General features: G+C 70.6%; 18 protein-coding genes. 6 read left to right on the top strand and 12 right to left on the bottom strand.

Annotation, left to right across the window (positions count from 1 at the left end):
• Nucleotides 1-77: 77 nt before the first annotated feature.
• The 7 genes from GT755_RS34130 to GT755_RS34105 all read right to left on the bottom strand — a co-directional run bounded on the left by GT755_RS34130 (nucleotide 78) and on the right by GT755_RS34105 (nucleotide 6,636).
• Nucleotides 78-839 (bottom strand): isoprenyl transferase, encoded by a 762-nt coding sequence (locus GT755_RS34130; protein WP_030451908.1) that lies wholly within the window; start codon nucleotides 837-839, stop codon nucleotides 78-80.
• A gap of 56 nt (nucleotides 840-895) precedes the next feature.
• Nucleotides 896-1,405 (bottom strand): hypothetical protein, encoded by a 510-nt coding sequence (locus GT755_RS34125; protein ID WP_285590404.1) that lies wholly within the window; start codon nucleotides 1,403-1,405, stop codon nucleotides 896-898.
• A gap of 88 nt (nucleotides 1,406-1,493) precedes the next feature.
• Nucleotides 1,494-1,865: a hypothetical protein gene (locus GT755_RS38880; protein WP_202610826.1), complete on the bottom strand. Its 372-nt coding sequence runs from the start codon at nucleotides 1,863-1,865 to the stop codon at nucleotides 1,494-1,496.
• A gap of 92 nt (nucleotides 1,866-1,957) precedes the next feature.
• Nucleotides 1,958-2,779 carry a DUF692 domain-containing protein gene (locus tag GT755_RS38875; RefSeq protein WP_328794718.1) on the bottom strand — a complete coding sequence of 274 codons (822 nt, stop codon included), beginning with the start codon at nucleotides 2,777-2,779 and terminating at the stop codon, nucleotides 1,958-1,960.
• Nucleotides 2,769-3,731 carry a TIGR04222 domain-containing membrane protein gene (locus GT755_RS34115; RefSeq protein WP_161483677.1) on the bottom strand — a complete coding sequence of 321 codons (963 nt, stop codon included), beginning with the start codon at nucleotides 3,729-3,731 and terminating at the stop codon, nucleotides 2,769-2,771. The genes GT755_RS38875 and GT755_RS34115 overlap by 11 nt, the downstream gene beginning before the upstream one ends.
• A gap of 358 nt (nucleotides 3,732-4,089) precedes the next feature.
• Nucleotides 4,090-5,883 (bottom strand): phosphoenolpyruvate carboxykinase (GTP), encoded by a 1,794-nt coding sequence (locus GT755_RS34110; RefSeq protein ID WP_161483676.1) that lies wholly within the window; start codon nucleotides 5,881-5,883, stop codon nucleotides 4,090-4,092.
• Between the two features lie 243 nt (nucleotides 5,884-6,126).
• A complete protein-coding gene (locus GT755_RS34105; protein ID WP_161483675.1) occupies nucleotides 6,127-6,636 on the bottom strand; it encodes a hypothetical protein in 510 nt (169 codons plus the stop codon).
• Between the two features lie 77 nt (nucleotides 6,637-6,713).
• On the opposite strand from GT755_RS34105, the gene GT755_RS34100 reads away from it, so the two are divergent.
• Both GT755_RS34100 and GT755_RS34095 read left to right on the top strand, forming a co-directional pair.
• The gene (locus tag GT755_RS34100) at nucleotides 6,714-8,189 is read left to right on the top strand and encodes an MFS transporter (RefSeq protein ID WP_161483674.1); all 1,476 of its coding nucleotides are present in this window, start codon (nucleotides 6,714-6,716) and stop codon (nucleotides 8,187-8,189) included.
• Nucleotides 8,167-8,778: an acyl-CoA-like ligand-binding transcription factor gene (locus tag GT755_RS34095; RefSeq protein ID WP_161483673.1), complete on the top strand. Its 612-nt coding sequence runs from the start codon at nucleotides 8,167-8,169 to the stop codon at nucleotides 8,776-8,778. The genes GT755_RS34100 and GT755_RS34095 overlap by 23 nt, the downstream gene beginning before the upstream one ends.
• On the opposite strand, the gene GT755_RS34090 is transcribed toward GT755_RS34095, so the two are convergent.
• The 3 genes from GT755_RS34090 to GT755_RS34080 form a co-directional block, all read right to left on the bottom strand.
• Complete coding sequence (locus GT755_RS34090; protein ID WP_328794717.1) at nucleotides 8,747-9,991, bottom strand: C40 family peptidase; 1,245 nt, start codon at nucleotides 9,989-9,991, stop codon at nucleotides 8,747-8,749. The genes GT755_RS34095 and GT755_RS34090 overlap by 32 nt on opposite strands.
• A gap of 124 nt (nucleotides 9,992-10,115) precedes the next feature.
• Nucleotides 10,116-10,616, bottom strand: coding sequence for a transcription elongation factor GreA (gene greA, locus GT755_RS34085; RefSeq protein WP_030451918.1), 501 nt, complete (start codon nucleotides 10,614-10,616; stop codon nucleotides 10,116-10,118).
• 79 nt (nucleotides 10,617-10,695) lie between these two features.
• On the bottom strand, nucleotides 10,696-11,109 hold the full coding sequence (locus GT755_RS34080) for a DUF4307 domain-containing protein (RefSeq protein ID WP_161483671.1): 414 nt from the start codon (nucleotides 11,107-11,109) through the stop codon (nucleotides 10,696-10,698).
• A 109-nt stretch (nucleotides 11,110-11,218) separates the two neighbouring features.
• Between GT755_RS34080 and mca the strand changes: the two genes are divergently transcribed.
• Genes mca through GT755_RS34065 form a run of 3 tightly spaced genes read left to right on the top strand, consistent with a single transcriptional unit; the run spans nucleotide 11,219 to nucleotide 12,561 of the window.
• A complete protein-coding gene (mca, locus tag GT755_RS34075) occupies nucleotides 11,219-12,109 on the top strand; it encodes a mycothiol conjugate amidase Mca (protein WP_161483670.1) in 891 nt (296 codons plus the stop codon).
• A gap of 10 nt (nucleotides 12,110-12,119) precedes the next feature.
• Complete coding sequence (locus tag GT755_RS34070) at nucleotides 12,120-12,290, top strand: hypothetical protein (RefSeq protein WP_161483669.1); 171 nt, start codon at nucleotides 12,120-12,122, stop codon at nucleotides 12,288-12,290.
• Nucleotides 12,283-12,561 carry a GNAT family N-acetyltransferase gene (locus GT755_RS34065; RefSeq protein ID WP_030451922.1) on the top strand — a complete coding sequence of 93 codons (279 nt, stop codon included), beginning with the start codon at nucleotides 12,283-12,285 and terminating at the stop codon, nucleotides 12,559-12,561. Before GT755_RS34070 ends, GT755_RS34065 begins: the two co-directional genes overlap by 8 nt.
• On the opposite strand, the gene GT755_RS34060 is transcribed toward GT755_RS34065, so the two are convergent.
• The gene (locus GT755_RS34060; protein WP_161483668.1) at nucleotides 12,550-13,698 is read right to left on the bottom strand and encodes a hypothetical protein; all 1,149 of its coding nucleotides are present in this window, start codon (nucleotides 13,696-13,698) and stop codon (nucleotides 12,550-12,552) included. The genes GT755_RS34065 and GT755_RS34060 overlap by 12 nt on opposite strands.
• Nucleotides 13,699-13,791: 93 nt before the next feature.
• On the bottom strand, nucleotides 13,792-14,190 hold the full coding sequence (locus GT755_RS34055) for an ATP-binding protein (protein WP_161483667.1): 399 nt from the start codon (nucleotides 14,188-14,190) through the stop codon (nucleotides 13,792-13,794).
• A gap of 160 nt (nucleotides 14,191-14,350) precedes the next feature.
• Here GT755_RS34055 and GT755_RS34050 point away from each other — a divergent pair, with 160 nt between their 5' ends.
• Nucleotides 14,351-15,886 carry a SpoIIE family protein phosphatase gene (locus tag GT755_RS34050; RefSeq protein ID WP_161483666.1) on the top strand — a complete coding sequence of 512 codons (1,536 nt, stop codon included), beginning with the start codon at nucleotides 14,351-14,353 and terminating at the stop codon, nucleotides 15,884-15,886.
• Nucleotide 15,887 lies beyond the last annotated feature (1 nt).

Genomic DNA, 15,887 nt, shown 5'->3' with positions numbered 1-15,887 from the left:
CACGTCTTACGGTACGTCCTGAATCCCCCCGCGCCAACGCTCCAATCCTGTCCGAAAGGGGGTGTTCACGTGCCGTTTCAGGAGCCGTACCGACGGTTACGCGCGGCGTAGGCGCGGAGCGCCCGCAGAAAGTCCACCCTGCGGAAATCGGGCCAGTAGGCCTCGCAGAAGTAGAACTCGGAGTGGGCACTCTGCCACAGCAGGAATCCGGAGAGTCGCTGCTCCCCTGAGGTCCGGATGACAAGATCCGGATCGGGCAGGCCGCGCGTGTAGAGATGCTCAGCGATGTGCTCCACATCGAGGACCTCCACGAGGTCCTCGATGCTCGCCCCCTTGCTGGCGTGCTCCTGGAGGAGGGAGCGCACCGCATCAGCGATCTCACGTCTTCCTCCATACCCAACGGCCACGTTCACAATCAGCCCAGGCCGGTGTGATGTTGCCTCTTTCGCATTTTTCAGGACATGGGCCGTGTGATCGGGCAGCAGGTCCAGTGATCCCATGGGCTTGATGTGCCAGCCCTGTTCGACCAGGTCGTCGACCAGGTTCTCGATCACCTGGAGCAGCGGTTCGAGCTCCTTCTTGTCCCGCGAGAGGTTGTCGGTGGAGAGCAGCCACAGGGTGACGTACTCGACGCCGGCCTCCTTGCACCAGACGAGGAGCTCGGAGATCTTGTCGGCGCCCTTCTGGTGGCCGTGGCGGACGTCCTCGTGGCCGTTCGAGCGGGCCCAGCGGCGGTTGCCGTCGACGATCACGCCGACGTGGCGGGGGGCCTGGATCGAGGTGAGCTTTCGTTCGAGCCTGCGTTCGTACACCTTGTAAACAAGATCGCGCAGGTCCATGACTCCCCCGGTGATTCGCTTGAGCCCGCTGTCACATGACAGACATGGTCAAGCAATTATCGGGGGCGGGATGCCATCCCCGCTCCCGAAATGAGGGAGCTGTTACGTTCCATCCCATATTGGGTTCCAAGCCGGACTTCTGCCTCTGTCACGAGAGCCATCAGGAACGCCAGGAGCTCTCCGGAGGTGACCACCGCCCGCAACCCGATGCCGGGGGCGCCCCACGCCTCGACGCAGGCCCGCCTCGTCAGCCGCCACCGGCCGGTGGCGCCCCGGCCGGGCACCCAGACGGGGATGAGCCGCAGCTGGCAGCGGAGTTCCCCGCCGCCCACGACCTCGGCGCGGCTCCGGTAGCGGAACCCGAACAGCTCCGCCTCGTCCTCCCCCGGAAACCGGTCGTCGGGGTCGTCCCAGGCGAGCTGGGACTCCCGGGCCTCGGCGACCGACCGGGCCAACCGGGCCAGGAACCAGCCGCAGCGTTCCCCGACCGAGCCGTAGGCGACCCCGTCGCGGAACAGCTCCAGCGTGATCTCGTAGGGCACCCCGGCGCTGTCGCGGCATGCCACGGGATCAACCGTCAGGTACGAGCCGTCAACGCACCGTAGTCCACCCACGCCACAGAGGGTATCCCGGGCAGACCCCGGCAAACCGGCCCTACCGTGATTGATCCCTTTTTGGGGTGAGACGCCACCAGTGCCGCTTTTGCCGGGGCTCCGGGTTGGGGCCGTCGAGCAGCCCGCGCCCCCGCAACCAGTCGGCGAACGCCGCCGCGTCGGCCCGCGAGCCGCCCTGAGGTTTCGGACGGCCGGAAGCGTAGGCGTGGAACTCCCGGGCGAACGAGCCTCCGAGGGCCTCCCGCACGTCGGGCCGGGCCACGGCCACCAGCCCCCGGCGCTTGGCGATCAGGCTGCCGGCCTGGATCCGCAGCCGCTCGGCGTCGAACCCCTCAGGCGGCGCGGCCCCCGCCACCAGCGCGGACAGCAGGGCCCGCTGCTGGTCGGCGAGCCGGGCGCGGGGGTCATCCATTCGTCTGCTCCGTTACGGCTCCGCCGGGCCGGCACCGCCCGCCGACCCCGGCCCGCCCCGTTTCCGGCGCCAACCGGGCGCGGAGGTCACCCTCAGCCACGGGATCGACCACGATCCATCGCCGCCCTGATGCGGTCGAGTTCGGCCGACAGGTCGGCGTCGCTCGGGTAGTCGGCGTCCCACTCCAGCAGGGCGCCCGGCGGCCGGTGGCGGGCGCAGAGTTCGGCCAGGAGGTCGATGACCTCCTCCGGCGGGGAGGCGGTGTGGGTGTCGTGCCACACGTCGCCGTGGCCGTGGCCGCCGGCGACGTGAACGTAGGCGACGTGTTCGAGTGGCAGGGCGTCGAGGGCCTTGACGGCGTCGAGGCCCAGGTTGACCTGGTTGGTGTAGAGGTTGGCCACGTCGATCAGCAGCTTCACCCCGGTCCGCTCGACCAGTTCGCCGAGGAACTGGGCCTCGGTCAGCTCGTCGCCGGGCCAGCCGAACAGCGCCGCGACGTTCTCCAGGGCCAGCGGCACCGGCAGGCAGTCGAGGGCGATCCGCACGTTCTCCACGATCACCGTCAGCGCGTCGCGCGTCCGGGGCACCGGCAGCAGGTGCCCGGCTTCGAGGTCACCCGACCTGACGTACGCGAGATGCTCGGAGACCAGCGGAGACCCGAGGGCCTCCGCGGCGGCGGCCAGGTGGTCGAGCCGGGCCCGGTCGGGCCGTTCGGCGCCGCCGAGGCCGAGCGCGACCCCGTGGGGGATCACCGGGACGCCCCGCCCCCGCAGCACCCGCAGCGACTCGGGCACCCGCGCCGGGTCGACCGTCTCGGCGATGACCTCGGTGAACTCGACCCCGGGCAGGTGCTCGACGGTCAGGTCGATCTCCGACCGCCAGCCGATGCCCACCCCGAGCCGGTCAGCTGCCACCGCAGCCTCCGCCGCAGCCACCGCCACCACAACTCGACCCGCCGCCCGAGTCGCCGCCACCGGAGTCGCCCCCGCCGCCGCCGAAGTCGCCGCCGCCGAAGTCGGAGCCCGAACCCCACCCGGAGTCGGCGCCGGAAGGACCGCCGCAGGCCCCGGCGCCGCACCCGCCGGCGTTCTGGAGCTCGGCGTGCCCGGGACCGACGTAGAAGGCCATGCCGTAGAGGGCGAGGGTGCTGTCGTTGCCGCCGTTGTGGGCGTAGGCGAGCTCACGGGTCTTGGGATGGCGGGCCTGGGCCGCCCTGAGCGCGGCGTGCCCGGCCTCGGTCAGCACGCTGCGGTTCTCCCTGGCGTAGTTGGCCTTCATGACCCTCGTGCTGATCCACGTGACGAGGGAGAGCACGAGGGCGAGCACGTTCCACACCACGAAGTCGTACAGCCCCGCCGCCAGCGTGATGATGCTGATCGGCACGAACAGCCCCGCGAGCGCGGCCAGCCAGCGGAACTTCGTGGTGGCCCGCCGGGCCGAGCTGAGCGCCGAGTCGGCCACCACGAGGCCCTGGCCGCGCAGCCCGTAGTCGATGCCGGTGACGGCGGGCCCCACGGTGGCGGTCCGCCGGATGTCGGCCAGCGAGCGCCCGTTCGTCCCGGCCGCCAGGTCGAGCACCTCCTGCTCGATCCGCTCGGCGGGCGCTCCCGCGATGCCCCGGACCGCCGTCACGGTCCCGTCGCGGGAGATGCGCACGCGCCCCTGGGACACCAGGACCGCCACGGCGGTGTTCACCACGCGCCGCGGGCCGCCGGCCAGGAAGGCGAGCGAGTAGGGGTCCAGAGGGGCCCCGGGATGGTAACCACCGGCTTTGACCCGGCGATGTTCCTTCTTCACCCGTCCCGCCTGACGGAAGACCACGACGGACGCGACGGACGCGAGGATGAAGAGCAAAAGGGAGCCCATGCCGCCTCCAGGACGACTCCAAGGGAGAGTTCAACCGATTAGACGATCGCATGGAGAACTCGGTTCGCGCATCGTCCGGAATAACGAGGGTTACGCCCCTGAGCGGTCGCGCCGCCTAAAACCCCACACCGGCCCACTGCAACTCGACACCCTGCACGTCGACCCGGCGTGATCCGGTCCCCCACCGGCCGGGTTTCGGCTGTGGCAGGCCTTGGCCGCCCTGACGGCCGCACACATGACCCCGGGTTCGGGAACACGAACGGCCCGCGCCGTCGGGTGGCGCGGGCCGTTCGTAAGGGGGGAGGCCCGACGCCGTTGGCGGGACTCCTGCTCGTGTGCACCGGGCAGATTCGCTCGGTCAGCCCAGGCGGGCGACCAGGGTGCGGTACTCCTCCCAGAGTCCCTCGGGCAGACGGTCGCCGAAGGTCTCGAAGTGGGCCGGGATCAGGGCGGCCTCCTCGCGCCAGGCGTCGCGGTCGACGCCGAGCAGCAGCTCCAGGTCGTCCCCGGCGATGTCGAGGCCCTCGGTGTCGATCTTGACGGGCAGGCGTCCGATCGGGGTGTCGACCGCCTCGGCCTGGCCGTTGAGGCGTTCGACGATCCACTTCAGGACGCGGATGTTCTCGCCGAAGCCGGGCCACACGAAGCGGCCCTCGGCGTCCTTGCGGAACCAGTTCACGTAGTAGATCCGGGGCAGCCTGGCGCCCTTCGTCTCGCCGATCTCCAGCCAGTGGGCGAAGTAGTCGCCCATGTTGTAGCCGCAGAACGGCAACATCGCGAACGGGTCGTGGCGCAGTTCGCCGACCGTACCCTCGGCCGCCGCGGTCTTCTCCGAGGCCACGTTGGCGCCCATGAACACGCCGTGCCGCCAGCTGCGGGCCTCGGTGACCAGCGGGACCGCCGTCGCGCGCCGGCCGCCGAAGAGGATCGCCGAGATCGGCACGCCCTGCGGGTCCTGCCACTCGCGGGCGATCGTCGGGCACTGGTGGGCCGGGGTGGTGAACCGGGCGTTCGGGTGGGCGGCGAGCTCGCCGGACTCGGGCGTCCAGGAGTCGCCGCGCCAGTCGGTCAGGTGGGCGGGCGGCTCGTCGGTCAGGCCCTCCCACCAGACGTCGCCGTCGTCGGTCAGCGCGACGTTGGTGAAGATGCTGTTGCCCCACAGCGTCTTGATCGCGTTGGCGTTGGTGGTCTGGCCGGTGCCCGGCGCGACCCCGAAGAAGCCCGCCTCGGGGTTGATCGCGTAGAGGCGGCCGTCGTCGCCGAACCGCATCCAGGCGATGTCGTCGCCGATCGTCTCGACCTTCCAGCCCGGGATGGTCGGCCGCAGCATGGCCAGGTTGGTCTTGCCGCACGCCGACGGGAAGGCCGCCGCGATGTAGCGGGTCTCCCCGCTCGGCGGGGTGAGCTTGAGGATCAGCATGTGCTCGGCCAGCCAGCCCTCGTCGCGGGCCATCGTGCTGGCGATCCGCAGGGCGTAGCACTTCTTGCCGAGCAGGGCGTTGCCGCCGTAGCCGGAGCCGTACGACCAGATCTCGCGGGTCTCCGGGAAGTGGCTGATGTACTTGGTCTCGCTGCACGGCCAGGCGACGTCGCGCTGACCGCGTTCGAGCGGGGCGCCGACGGAGTGCACGCACTTCACGAAGTCGCCGCGTTCCTCGATGAGGCGCAGGGCGTCGTCGCCCATACGGGTCATCACGCGCATCGAGACGGCCACGTAGGCCGAGTCGGTGATCTCCACGCCCAGCTGGGAGATCGGGCCGCCCAGAGGGCCCATGCAGAAGGGGACCACGTACATGGTCCGGCCTCGCATCGAGCCCTTGAACAGCTTCCCGAAGGTGCGCCGCATCTCCTCGGGAGCGATCCAGTTGTTGGTGGGCCCGGCGTCCTCCTCGTGCTCGGAGCAGATGAAGGTGCGGTCTTCCACGCGGGCGACGTCCGACGGGTCGGAGGCGGCGTGGAAGCTGTTCGGCCGGGCTTTCAGGCGGGTCAGGGTGCCCTGGCGGACCAGCAGGTTGGTGAGCCGGGTCCATTCGGCCTCGGACCCGTCGCACCATTCGATCCGGTCGGGCTCGGTGAGTTCCGCGATCTCGCTGACCCACGCGGCCAGCTCGGCATGAGTGGTCGGATGCGACACCTGTACTGACACGGACACGAGGGCGGCTCCTTAATGTACGTCAGGGCCAATTCATCATCCGCGACGATTACCCACTAAATCCAATTGGTGTGGACCAATGCGTATTCGTCACCACAACCGCTGGTCAGCGAGCTGGATGATGGGAGGAGCTTACCCCTGACGAACCATTTCAAATTGTGCCGCCCACCTCTTTCCCGTAGATACGGGACTAAACATTGGTATAGGCCATAATGAATGGTTTAGACCATTCCACGAATTGGTTCAGTCCACTCCGCCAGGCCCCGCGGCCCGTACGCGGTCGACGGCCTGGAGGGCATCGCGCAGGTCAGCGAGCCAGGTGTCGGTGTGGCGCCCGACCAGGCGCACGCACCAGGCGAGGGCGTCGGAGCGGCTACGTGCGACGCCGGCGGCGACGAGTGTGTCGAGCACCTGCCGTTCGCCCTGCCGCAGCCGGGTCATGACCGGGACCGAGAGTGTGGTGAACATCACCACGTCGCCGCCGATCTTCACGCCCCACGAGACCTTCCGGCGGAAGCGGTGCTCGGCCTGCCGGGCGATCTCGATGCGGCGCTCGCGGGTCTCCTCGCGGAACCGCTCGACGTAGCCCTCTTCGGCGGCGGCCCGCTCAGGATCGGGCAGGCCCTCGACGACGGTCAGCGGGGGAAGCGCGCCCACGACGGTGATCTCCTCGCGGTCGACGACGACCTCGGGGCGCTCGGTGAACCAGGTCTCGGGGAGACGGTGGGCGAACCACTCGGCTTCTGCACTCATGTAATCAACATTACATCGTTGCTCTCGAATCGAAGCGATATTGACAGCAACTACTTTTTGAGAGCTACTATCAAATTATGGTTACCTCCAGATGGTGGGCGCTCTCAGCCCTGGTTCTCTCCGTCCTCGTGATCGGGCTCGACGCGACGGTCCTCAACGTCGCGCTGCCCACCCTCGCCGTCGACCTCGGCGCGACCACCGGCGAACTCCAGTGGATCGTCGACGCCTACCTCGTCGTGTTCGCCGCCCTGCTGCTGCCCGCCGGCGTCTTCGGCGACCGGTTCGGCCGCAAGAAACTGCTGGTCGTGGGGCTGGCGGCGTTCGGGGTCGCCTCGGCGATCGCCATGCTGGCCGACTCGACCGGCTGGCTGATCGCCGGGCGGGCCCTCATGGGCGCGGGGGCGGCCCTGATCACGCCGCTGTCGACGTCGATCCTGCCGACGATCTTCCCGCCCGCCGAGAGGGCCAGGGCGATCGCCGTCTTCACCGCCGGCATGGCCGTGGGCCTGCCGCTCGGCCCGATCGTCGGCGGCTACCTGCTCGACCACTTCTGGTGGGGCTCGATCTTCCTGATCAACCTGCCCGCCGTGGCGATCGCGCTGGTCGCGGTGGTGGTCCTGGTGCCGGAGTCGCGCGACCAGCGGAAGAAGGGCACCGACGTGCCCGGCACGCTGCTGTCGGTGGCCGGCCTCGCCGCGCTGGTCTTCGGCGTCATCGAGGCGCCGGTGCGGGGCTGGGGCTCGGCCCAGGTGCTCGGCCCGATCGCCGCCGGGGTGCTGCTCCTTCTTCTCTTCGTACGAGTCGAGGCCCGCGCCAAGGCCCCCATGATGGACCTCGGGCTGTTCCGCGACCGCACCTTCGTCTGGGGCGCCTTCGGCGCGACCGTGGTCTCGCTCGGCATGATGGGCGTGCTGTTCGTCGCGCCGCTCTACCTCCAGGCCGTCCAGGGCTTCGACGCCATGGGCACCGGGCTGCGCATCGTGCCCATGGTCGCCGGGCTGATGGTCGGCGGCCTGGCCGGCGAACGCCTGATCAGACGCCTCAGCCTGCGGGTCATCATGGGCGCCGGCCTGATCCTGCTGGCCGCGGGCCTGGTCGCGGGGGCGGTCCTGCCGGGCGACTATCCGTACACCGCGACCTGGCTCACCCTCACCGGGGCCGGCGTGGGCCTGACCATGGTCCCGGCCATGGACGGCCTGCTCGCCCTCCTCCCGCCCGACCGCACCGGCATGGGCAGCGGCGTGCTCCAAGCCCTCCGCCAGACCGGCGGCGCCTTCGGCGTGGCCGGGCTGGGCAGTCTGCTCTCCTCCGTGTACGCCCACGCGCTCCCCCCGGCCGCCCCCGCCCCGGTGCGCGACTCGGTGGCGACGGCGGTGCGCGTCCCGGGCTGGGCCGATGCCGGGCGCGCGGCCTTCGCCGACGCCATGGACGCCGTGTTGTGGGCCTGCGGCGGCCTGATGGTGCTCTCGGCGCTGCTGATCGTGACGTTCATGCGTTCCGCTCCCGCGGAACCGGCGGGAGAATCGACCCATGAACTCGCCGGGACTGCGTGAACGCAAGAAAGAGAAGACTCGGCGGACGATCCAGGAACACGCCCTGCGGTTGTTCGCCGAGCAGGGCTACGACGCGACCACGATCGAGCAGATCGCCGACGCCGCCGAGGTGTCCCCCAGCACCCTGTTCCGCTACTTCCCCACCAAGGAAGACATCGTCGTCCAGGACGACTACGACCCCCTGCTGGTCGAACGCCTGATCGCCCAGCCGCCGGAGGTGCCGCCCGTCAGGGCGCTGCGCAACGCCTTCGGCGAGGCCATGCGGGGCATCCCCGATGGGGAGCTCGGGGAGATCCGGGCCCGCGCCCGCCTCCAGATGGGCGTCCCGGCCATCAGGGCCCGGATCTTCCAGAACATGCTCGACACGATGGAGCTGCTCGCCGAGGGCGTCGCCCGGCGGACCGGCGCCGACCCGGCCTCGTTCCAGGTGCGCGTCCTCATCGGCGCGGTCATGGGCACGATCATCCCGGTGCTGCAGACCTGGGCCACCGCCGACGAGGAGGTGCCCTTCGCCGACATGGTCGACGAGGCCTTCTCGTTGCTGGAGGCGGGTCTGCCTATCGAACCCGAGCGGCGACCTGAGGGCTGACCCGCACGACCCCGGCGAGATTGCGGGTGTTGAGCGGCGCGATCTTCACGACGTCGCCGGTGCGGGGCGAGTGGAGCATCTGCCCGTTGCCCCAATAAATGGCCACGTGGGAGATGTAGCCCGGGTTGGTCGGGTCGTTGCGCCAGAACAGCAGGTCGCCCGGCTGGGCCTGGGAGAGCGGCACCTGCGGCCCGGTCGCCCACTGCTGGTTGGTCACCCGCGGCATGCGGACCCCGGCCTGGGCGTAGGCCCACTGCACCAGGCCGGAGCAGTCGAAGGTGTCGGGGCCCTCGGCCCCCCACACGTAACGGCTGCCGAGCTTGGAGGCGGCGGCCCTCAGCGCGGTCTCGATCTGCGGCACCGACATCAGCGCCGACGCCGGCCACTGCACGACCCGCTGCGGCTGGGCGATGTGACGCCGCGGCGGCGCGATCACCACCGGGTTGATTGTGGCGATCTGGCTGCCCGGCAGCACCTTCAGCAGCTTCTTGCGCAGCTTGGCGGAGTCGACGCTGGGGGCGCTCACCACCAGCGCGTTGCCGTGGGGCAGCCCGAGCCGGGTCGCGGTGTCGCGGGAGACCACCGCGTGGATCGACCCCATGCCGACCGTGGCGTAGGCGCCGACCCGCATCTCGGCGCCGGGGGTGCGGACGTCGTCGCCGAGCTTGAGGCCGCCCTCCTTGCCGAGTTCATAGGAGACCACGACGTCGCCGGCGGCCACGTTGGCCCACAGCTCGTCGGAGGTGGCGGTCCGCTTCGGGGTGAAGGCCCGGAACGTCGAGGGGTCGACGCCCATCGTCGGCACCCGCCAGCCGCCCAGGTTCACGTCGGCGGCGTCGGCGAGCTCGACCGCCCTGACGCCCTTCTGGCGGCGGACCTCGTCGACCTGTTCGGGCTTGAGCGCGGCGGGGGCGACGACGAAGAGGTGGGGACGGGCCAGCTTGCCCAAGGGGGCGACCGCGTTGGAGGGCGCCTGACCGCTGGCCGCGACGTAGTCACCGGCGACGACGGGAGGGCGGCGTACGTCGAGGGCGGCCCGTTCCTGGACGTCGTCGAGCCCGGCGAGCACGAGTAAGTCGGTGATCAGCACCACCGCGAGCGCGACCCCGATGACGGGGATCGCCCTCCGGGCGAGGTGGGGGCGGCGGAACCGGGGGCGGAACGCGAGATCCTGACGGGCTTCGTGGAGGAAGCCTCCGACCCGCAGGGGCACGCCACCACTCCCTCCGAAGACGTTCATCGGGCTGTCCCGTTCCACGACTGTGCCCAATGAGGCCCGAGAAGTCAAAATCCGCCGGAGTACGCTTCTCCGGCGGATTCGATGTCAGACGAACGCGTCAGCTCCCGATGTAGGGAACCGCCTCCAGCACCTCGACGGTGATCGAGCGCCCGTTGGGCATGGTGTAGCTGGCCTTCTCACCGATCTTCTTGCCGTTGATCGCCGACCCCAGCGGCGACTTCGGCGAGTAGACGTCGATCGGCGCGCCGCTCTCCTCGCGGGAGGCGAGCAGGAAGGTGACCTCGTCGTCGTCGCCCTCGAAGCGGATCGTCACCGTCATGCCGGGCCCCACCACACCCTCGGTGCGGGGCGCCTCGCCCACCTTCGCGGTGTCGAGGATCTGCCGGAGGTGGAAGATCCGGGCCTCCATCTTGCCCTGTTCGTCCTTGGCGGCGTGGTAGCCGCCGTTCTCCTTCAGGTCGCCCTCCTCGCGGGCGGCCTCGATCTTCTTGGCGATCTCGATCCGACCCGGGCCAGAAAGGCGGTCGTACTCCTCTTTGAGGCGGTCGTACGCCTCCTGCGTCAGCCAGGTGACGTTCTCGTTGTGGGAGACGGCCACGCGGGTTCTCCTTGCTTCCCTAGGTGAGTCGAAGGGCTAACAAGTTAACGCCTTCGAACGCTTCCCCAAAGATTCCAGTCTATACGAGGGAGCAGCCCTGAACATCTACGCTTGTGGCTTGCGCGTTGATCCTCACCTGTTCGGTGAGGGCGACGTCACCGCGGCCCGGGGGAATGGTGATCTCCCGGGTCCCGACCTCGACGTGGTGGACGTCGACGGCCCGCAGACGGCACGTCGCCGCCCGGTCGTCGGGCTTGTGCACCACGAAGGTGATCTCCGCGGAGCCGGGGCGGCTGGTGTCGAAGGTTATGACGTCGGCCCGCACGTCGGGGTTGCCCCGCGCCGACAGGATCACGTAACCCCACCCGCCGGCCACGACCGCGACGACGACGGCCATGACGGCGTACACGACGAACCGGCCCCGCCCCATGGGGGGCCTGGGCGGGAACTCGTCGGGGGTGCCCAGGATCGGGCGCGGAGCTGGTGCCGACATGAAAGGAATCTCCTCGCGAGGTCCCGGCGTTGTCCGAGACAATTCTCGTCAACGCTATTGGATGCAGCCCGCGGGCCGGCCCTGGCCCGCACCCCAACTAAGGAGAGCCGTGACGAACGCGCTGAGGCTGATGGCCGTGCACGCGCACCCCGACGACGAGTCGAGCAAGGGCGCCGCGACGATGGCCCGCTACGCCGCCGAGGGCGTCGAGGTCCTGGTCGTGACCTGCACCGGCGGGGAACGCGGTTCGATCCTGAACCCCAAGATGGACCGCCCCGACATTCTGGAGAACATGGGCGAGGTCCGCCGCCTGGAGATGGAGCGCGCGAGGGAGATCCTCGGCGTCGACCAGCGGTTCCTCGGTTTCGTCGACTCGGGCCTGCCCGAAGACGAGAGCGAGCCCCTCCCCGAGGGCTGCTTCGCCCTGCAGCCGCTGGAGGTCGCGGCGGCGCCGCTCGTGGCGGCCGTCCGCGAGTTCCGCCCTCACGTGATCCTCACCTACGACGACGACGGCGGCTACCCCCACCCCGACCACATCAAGACCAACCGGGTGTCGGTGGAGGCCTTCGACGCGGCCGGTGACCCCGACCGCTACCCGGGCACGGGCGAGCCGTGGCAGCCGCTCAAGATGTACTTCCACTCGGGCTTCACCAAGGCCCGGTTCGAGACCCTCCACGAGGCCATGACCAGCCGCGGCCTTGGCTCCCCCTATGCCGACTGGATCGCCCGCTGGGAGGACCGCCCGCAGAAGTGGGAGGTGACCACCCGGATCCCGTGCGGCGACTACTTCGAGACTCGCGACCGCGCCCTGATGGCCCACGCCACCCAGGTCGACCCCGACGGTTTCTGGTTCGCCTGCCCGCGCGAGATCCAGCAGGAGGTCTGGCCGACGGAGGACTACCACCTGGCCCGTTCGCTGGTCGACGTCACCCTCCCGGAAGACGACCTGTTCGCCGGCATCCAGGTCCCCGCCGGAACGGGTGCCGCCCCCTGCTCGTAGACTGCATACCGTGATTTCGATCGCCACTCCCGCCACCGACCCGACCTCGATCGGCCCCGGCCTGCTGGGGTTCATCGTCGTCGCCGCCATCGGTGTGGCCCTGTTCTTCCTGATCAAGTCGATGAACCGGCAGATCGCGAAGATCGAGGTGCCCCACGAGGGGAACTCCAAAAGTGACTGACGTCGCCGACAACGCCGAGACCGAACGCTTCGAGATCAGCGTCGACGGCGCGGTCGCGGGCTTCGTCAAATACCGGCTGCCGCGTCCCGGCCGGATCGTGTTCGTGCACACCGAGATCGATCCGGCCTACGAGGGCAAGGGCCTCGGCTCGAAGCTGGCCCGCGCGGTGCTCGACTCGGCCCGCGAGCGGGGCCTTGAGGTGGTGCCGATGTGCCCGTTCATCAAGGGCTACATCGACCGCCACCCCGAATATGCCGACCTAGTCGCCTGACCAGGCCCTTTCGAGGGCCTTGGGCAGGCCCCACCAGCCGAGCGGCGTGAGCACCTCGGCCTTGTCGACGATCCCGAGATGGGCCCAGAGCGGGGTGACCGAGGTGAAGAGCATCTCGGTCGCCTCGAGCTCCTCGGGGTCGTCGGGCTCGCTCACCAGGTCTTCCGAGTCGGCGATGAACCGGGCGATGCGCTCGGGCGAGGCCAGCACCCCCGGGCCGTAACGGGTCAGCGCGACGATCGCGGCCAGCCAGTCGGCGTGGTGGATCGCGCACAACGAGGCCAGCACCGAGTCTTCGTGGCTGAGCTCGCCGTCGAGGTCGAAGAACCGGGCGGCGTCTTCTTCGTCGGGCAGGTCGGAGATGGGCGCGGCGATGCCCGCCGCCACCCGCAACCACAGGTCTTCGTCGCCGTCGGGCAGCCGCTCCTCGTCGAGACCGGCGCAGGCCCGCAGCACGTTGCCGGGGAAGCCGGGCGAGACCAGCGAGCGCCGCAGCCGGTCGGCCGCCGCCTTCAGGTCGCCCGCGGGGAAGGGCGGCTCGGGCAGGTCGTCGAGGGCCCTTCTGAGCTCCTGGAGGGCGTAGGCCTCCTCCTCGTCCCAGGCGGCGTAGAGCTCGGCGTCCTGCTCCTCGCTCACCGAGACGCCGGGCACCCGCCCGTCGGGCAGTCCGGCGGTGAGCCAGCGCTCCTGCAGTTCCTCGTACGCCTGCCGCGAGGTCACGTCGCCCTGGGCGAGCGCGTCGGGGTCGATCACACCCGCTTCGACGAGCTCCTCCAGGTGGGCCACGAGGCGGGCGTACATCTCGGTGGCGACCGGGCCGCGCTCGCTCTCGTCGGGCCACACGAAGTAGCTGCGGGTCAGCAGGATCGGCTCGGTGCCGGTCGACTCCAGCCAGCGCTGCACGTCGCCGACGGTGGCCACGCCCGACTCGATGCGGGTCAGGGTGGTCTTGGCCGACTCCCAGAACACGGCGGTGAGGGGGTTCCCGGCCGCCATCAGGTCGCGGCGCAGCTCGGGCAGCGACACCAGGGCCTGCCCCGAGGGGACGGCCAGCAGCGCGCGGGCGACGTCGCGGCGGGTCAGGTCACGGGCGGGCCGGCCCGCGTGGCGAGCCGCGAAGTCCAGATCGACACTCACGCGGTCTCCTCCGTCGGCATGTGCTTCCGACTCCTGTGCCGGACGGCTCGCTGGCTCACGTGTCGTGAGCCTACGCCCGCCGGTGGGACGCGGCTAGCGGGGTGACTGGGCAAGGGTCATCCGCAGCCGGATGCGGGATCGCCCGACCATCTGGGAGATGCTGAACTCGTCGCAGAGCTGGCCCATGAGCCACAGCCCGAAGCCCCGGGGCGTGCTCGACGAGGGACGGCTGCGATGGATGTCCTGCGGCTGGAGGGTGCCGGCCGAGTCGGTCACCTCGACGGTGATGCCGTCGGCGTCGCACCAGATCTCGACGAGGCCCTCGCCGCCGCCGTGTTCCAGTACGTTGATCACGGCCTCGTTGACGGCCGTCACCAGATCGTTGAGCCGGTGGCCACGCAGACCTGCCTCGGTGGCCACGCCGGACACCCGGTCGCGCAGGCCGATCAGGTCGGTGGTGATCGCCCACCGGAGATGCTGGTCGGTGTTCACTCCGTCCCCCTGTGCTAGCTCGTCGCACGCTAACTACCCGGCACCCGCCGGTCAATTCACAAGCCGCATGATTGCCATCTTTACGGGCAATATCGCTGGCACGCGTCGAGGCTGACCCTGACGGGTAAAGTTGAGCGATCCTCGCGCGAAAGGGCCGGTGATGGATTCGGTAACGCATGCGCCCTCGACAGAGGTGCTGCGGGCGATAGTGGAGGCGGCCGCCGACGGAGTCGTCCTGTGCGACGCCGACGGCGCCGTCGTGCTGGTCAACGGCGCCGCCAGGGAGATGATCCCGGGCGACGTGACCCGACTCCTCGACCGGAGCCGCGAACCCGGGGAGACCTACGAGACGACGCTCGGCGACCGGCTGCTGCGGGTCCGCCGGGAGATCTTCGGCATCGTCCACCAGGCCTGGTACCTGCGCGACGTCACCGGGGAGGGCGCCCGCGCCGACGCGCTGCGGGCCGAGCGCGAGCGCACCCGGTTCCTCGTCGAGGCGGGCCGGCGGTTGTCCGCCTCGCTCAACACCCGCCGATGCGCCCGCGCCACCGCCGAGCTCGCGACCGGCCTGCTGGCCGACGCGGCGATGGTCGTGCTGCCTCCGGGGGGCCTGCGGCGCACCGCCTGGCTCCGGTCGTCCGAGGCGGGCCTGGAAGAGGGCGAGATCCCGGTCGCCGACGCCGACCAGGTGCCGGGCCTGGCCGAGGCGCTGGCCGGGTTCCCGCCGGTGCCGAGCCGCTGGCTCGACCCCCACCAGGCGCCCGAGTGGCTGCTGCCCGCCGGTTTCGGCCCCGTCGGCCACCTGCTGGTGACCCCGCTGCCCGGCAACGGCGTGCCCGCCGGGGCGCTGGTGCTGGCCCGCCGTGAGGGCTGCCCCGGCTTCGACGACGAGACCGAGACCCTGGTCCGGGTGTTCGCCGCCCGCGCCGGCGCGGCGATCTCGGCCGCGGTGCTCTACCAGGAGCAGAGCGCCACCAACGCGATCCTCGCGGGCGACCTGCGGCCGCCGCCGCTGCCCGTGGTGGAGGGCCTCGAACTGGCCGGTTCGCTGCGCGCCGCCCAGCAGACCGCCCTGATCGGCGGCGACTTCTACGACGTGCTGCCCACTCCCGACGGCCCGCTGGTGACCCTCGGCGACGTGTGCGGCAAGGGCCCGCGCGCGGCCGTGCTGGCCGGTCAGGTCCGCCACAGCCTGCGCGCGCTGCTGCTGCTCGAACGCGACCCCGAGCAGCTCATGCACCTGATCAACAAGGCGCTGCTGGCCTCCTACACGCCGCGTTCCCACGTGACGCTGGTGCTGGCGGCGATCCGTCCCGGCGAGGGCGTGATCGACCTGGCCGTGGCCGGCCATCCGGCCCCGCTGCTGCTGCGCGCCGACGGCGTGGTCGAGGAGATCGACGCCCGCGGCACCCTCCTCGGCGCGATCAGGTCGGGCTCGATCACCCTGCGCACCGCCACCGTCGACCTGGCGCCCGGCGACCTGCTGCTCCTCTACAGCGACGGCATCACCGAGGCCTTCGGCGGCCCCACCGGCCGCGAGATGTACGGCTCGACCCGCCTCAAGGCCGCCCTGTCAACCTGCGCCGGCATGCCCGCGACGGCCGTCGTGGAGCGTCTTGAGCAGCTGAACAGCGACTGGCTGGCGGGAGGAGTCTTCGACGACCGCGCCCTGCTGGCCATCCGGCGGTCACAATGAG

This window comes from Herbidospora solisilvae (assembly GCF_009901565.1).
Lineage (GTDB): Bacteria > Actinomycetota > Actinomycetes > Streptosporangiales > Streptosporangiaceae > Herbidospora > Herbidospora solisilvae.
This window is presented reverse-complemented; position numbering and strand designations above follow the sequence as displayed.

What these genes read in the sequence shown, in the direction of transcription:
- GT755_RS38880 (WP_202610826.1), bottom strand. Translation starts at nt 1,865, where the DNA reads ATGGATGACCCCCGCGCCCGGCTCGCCGACCAGCAGCGGGCCCTGCTG.
- GT755_RS34080 (WP_161483671.1), bottom strand. Translation starts at nt 11,109, where the DNA reads ATGTCGGCACCAGCTCCGCGCCCGATCCTGGGCACCCCCGACGAGTTC.
- GT755_RS34115 (WP_161483677.1), bottom strand. Translation starts at nt 3,731, where the DNA reads ATGGGCTCCCTTTTGCTCTTCATCCTCGCGTCCGTCGCGTCCGTCGTG.
- GT755_RS34100 (WP_161483674.1), top strand. Translation starts at nt 6,714, where the DNA reads ATGGTTACCTCCAGATGGTGGGCGCTCTCAGCCCTGGTTCTCTCCGTC.
- GT755_RS34050 (WP_161483666.1), top strand. Translation starts at nt 14,351, where the DNA reads ATGGATTCGGTAACGCATGCGCCCTCGACAGAGGTGCTGCGGGCGATA.
- GT755_RS34095 (WP_161483673.1), top strand. Translation starts at nt 8,167, where the DNA reads ATGAACTCGCCGGGACTGCGTGAACGCAAGAAAGAGAAGACTCGGCGG.
- GT755_RS34130 (WP_030451908.1), bottom strand. Translation starts at nt 839, where the DNA reads ATGGACCTGCGCGATCTTGTTTACAAGGTGTACGAACGCAGGCTCGAA.
- GT755_RS34105 (WP_161483675.1), bottom strand. Translation starts at nt 6,636, where the DNA reads ATGAGTGCAGAAGCCGAGTGGTTCGCCCACCGTCTCCCCGAGACCTGG.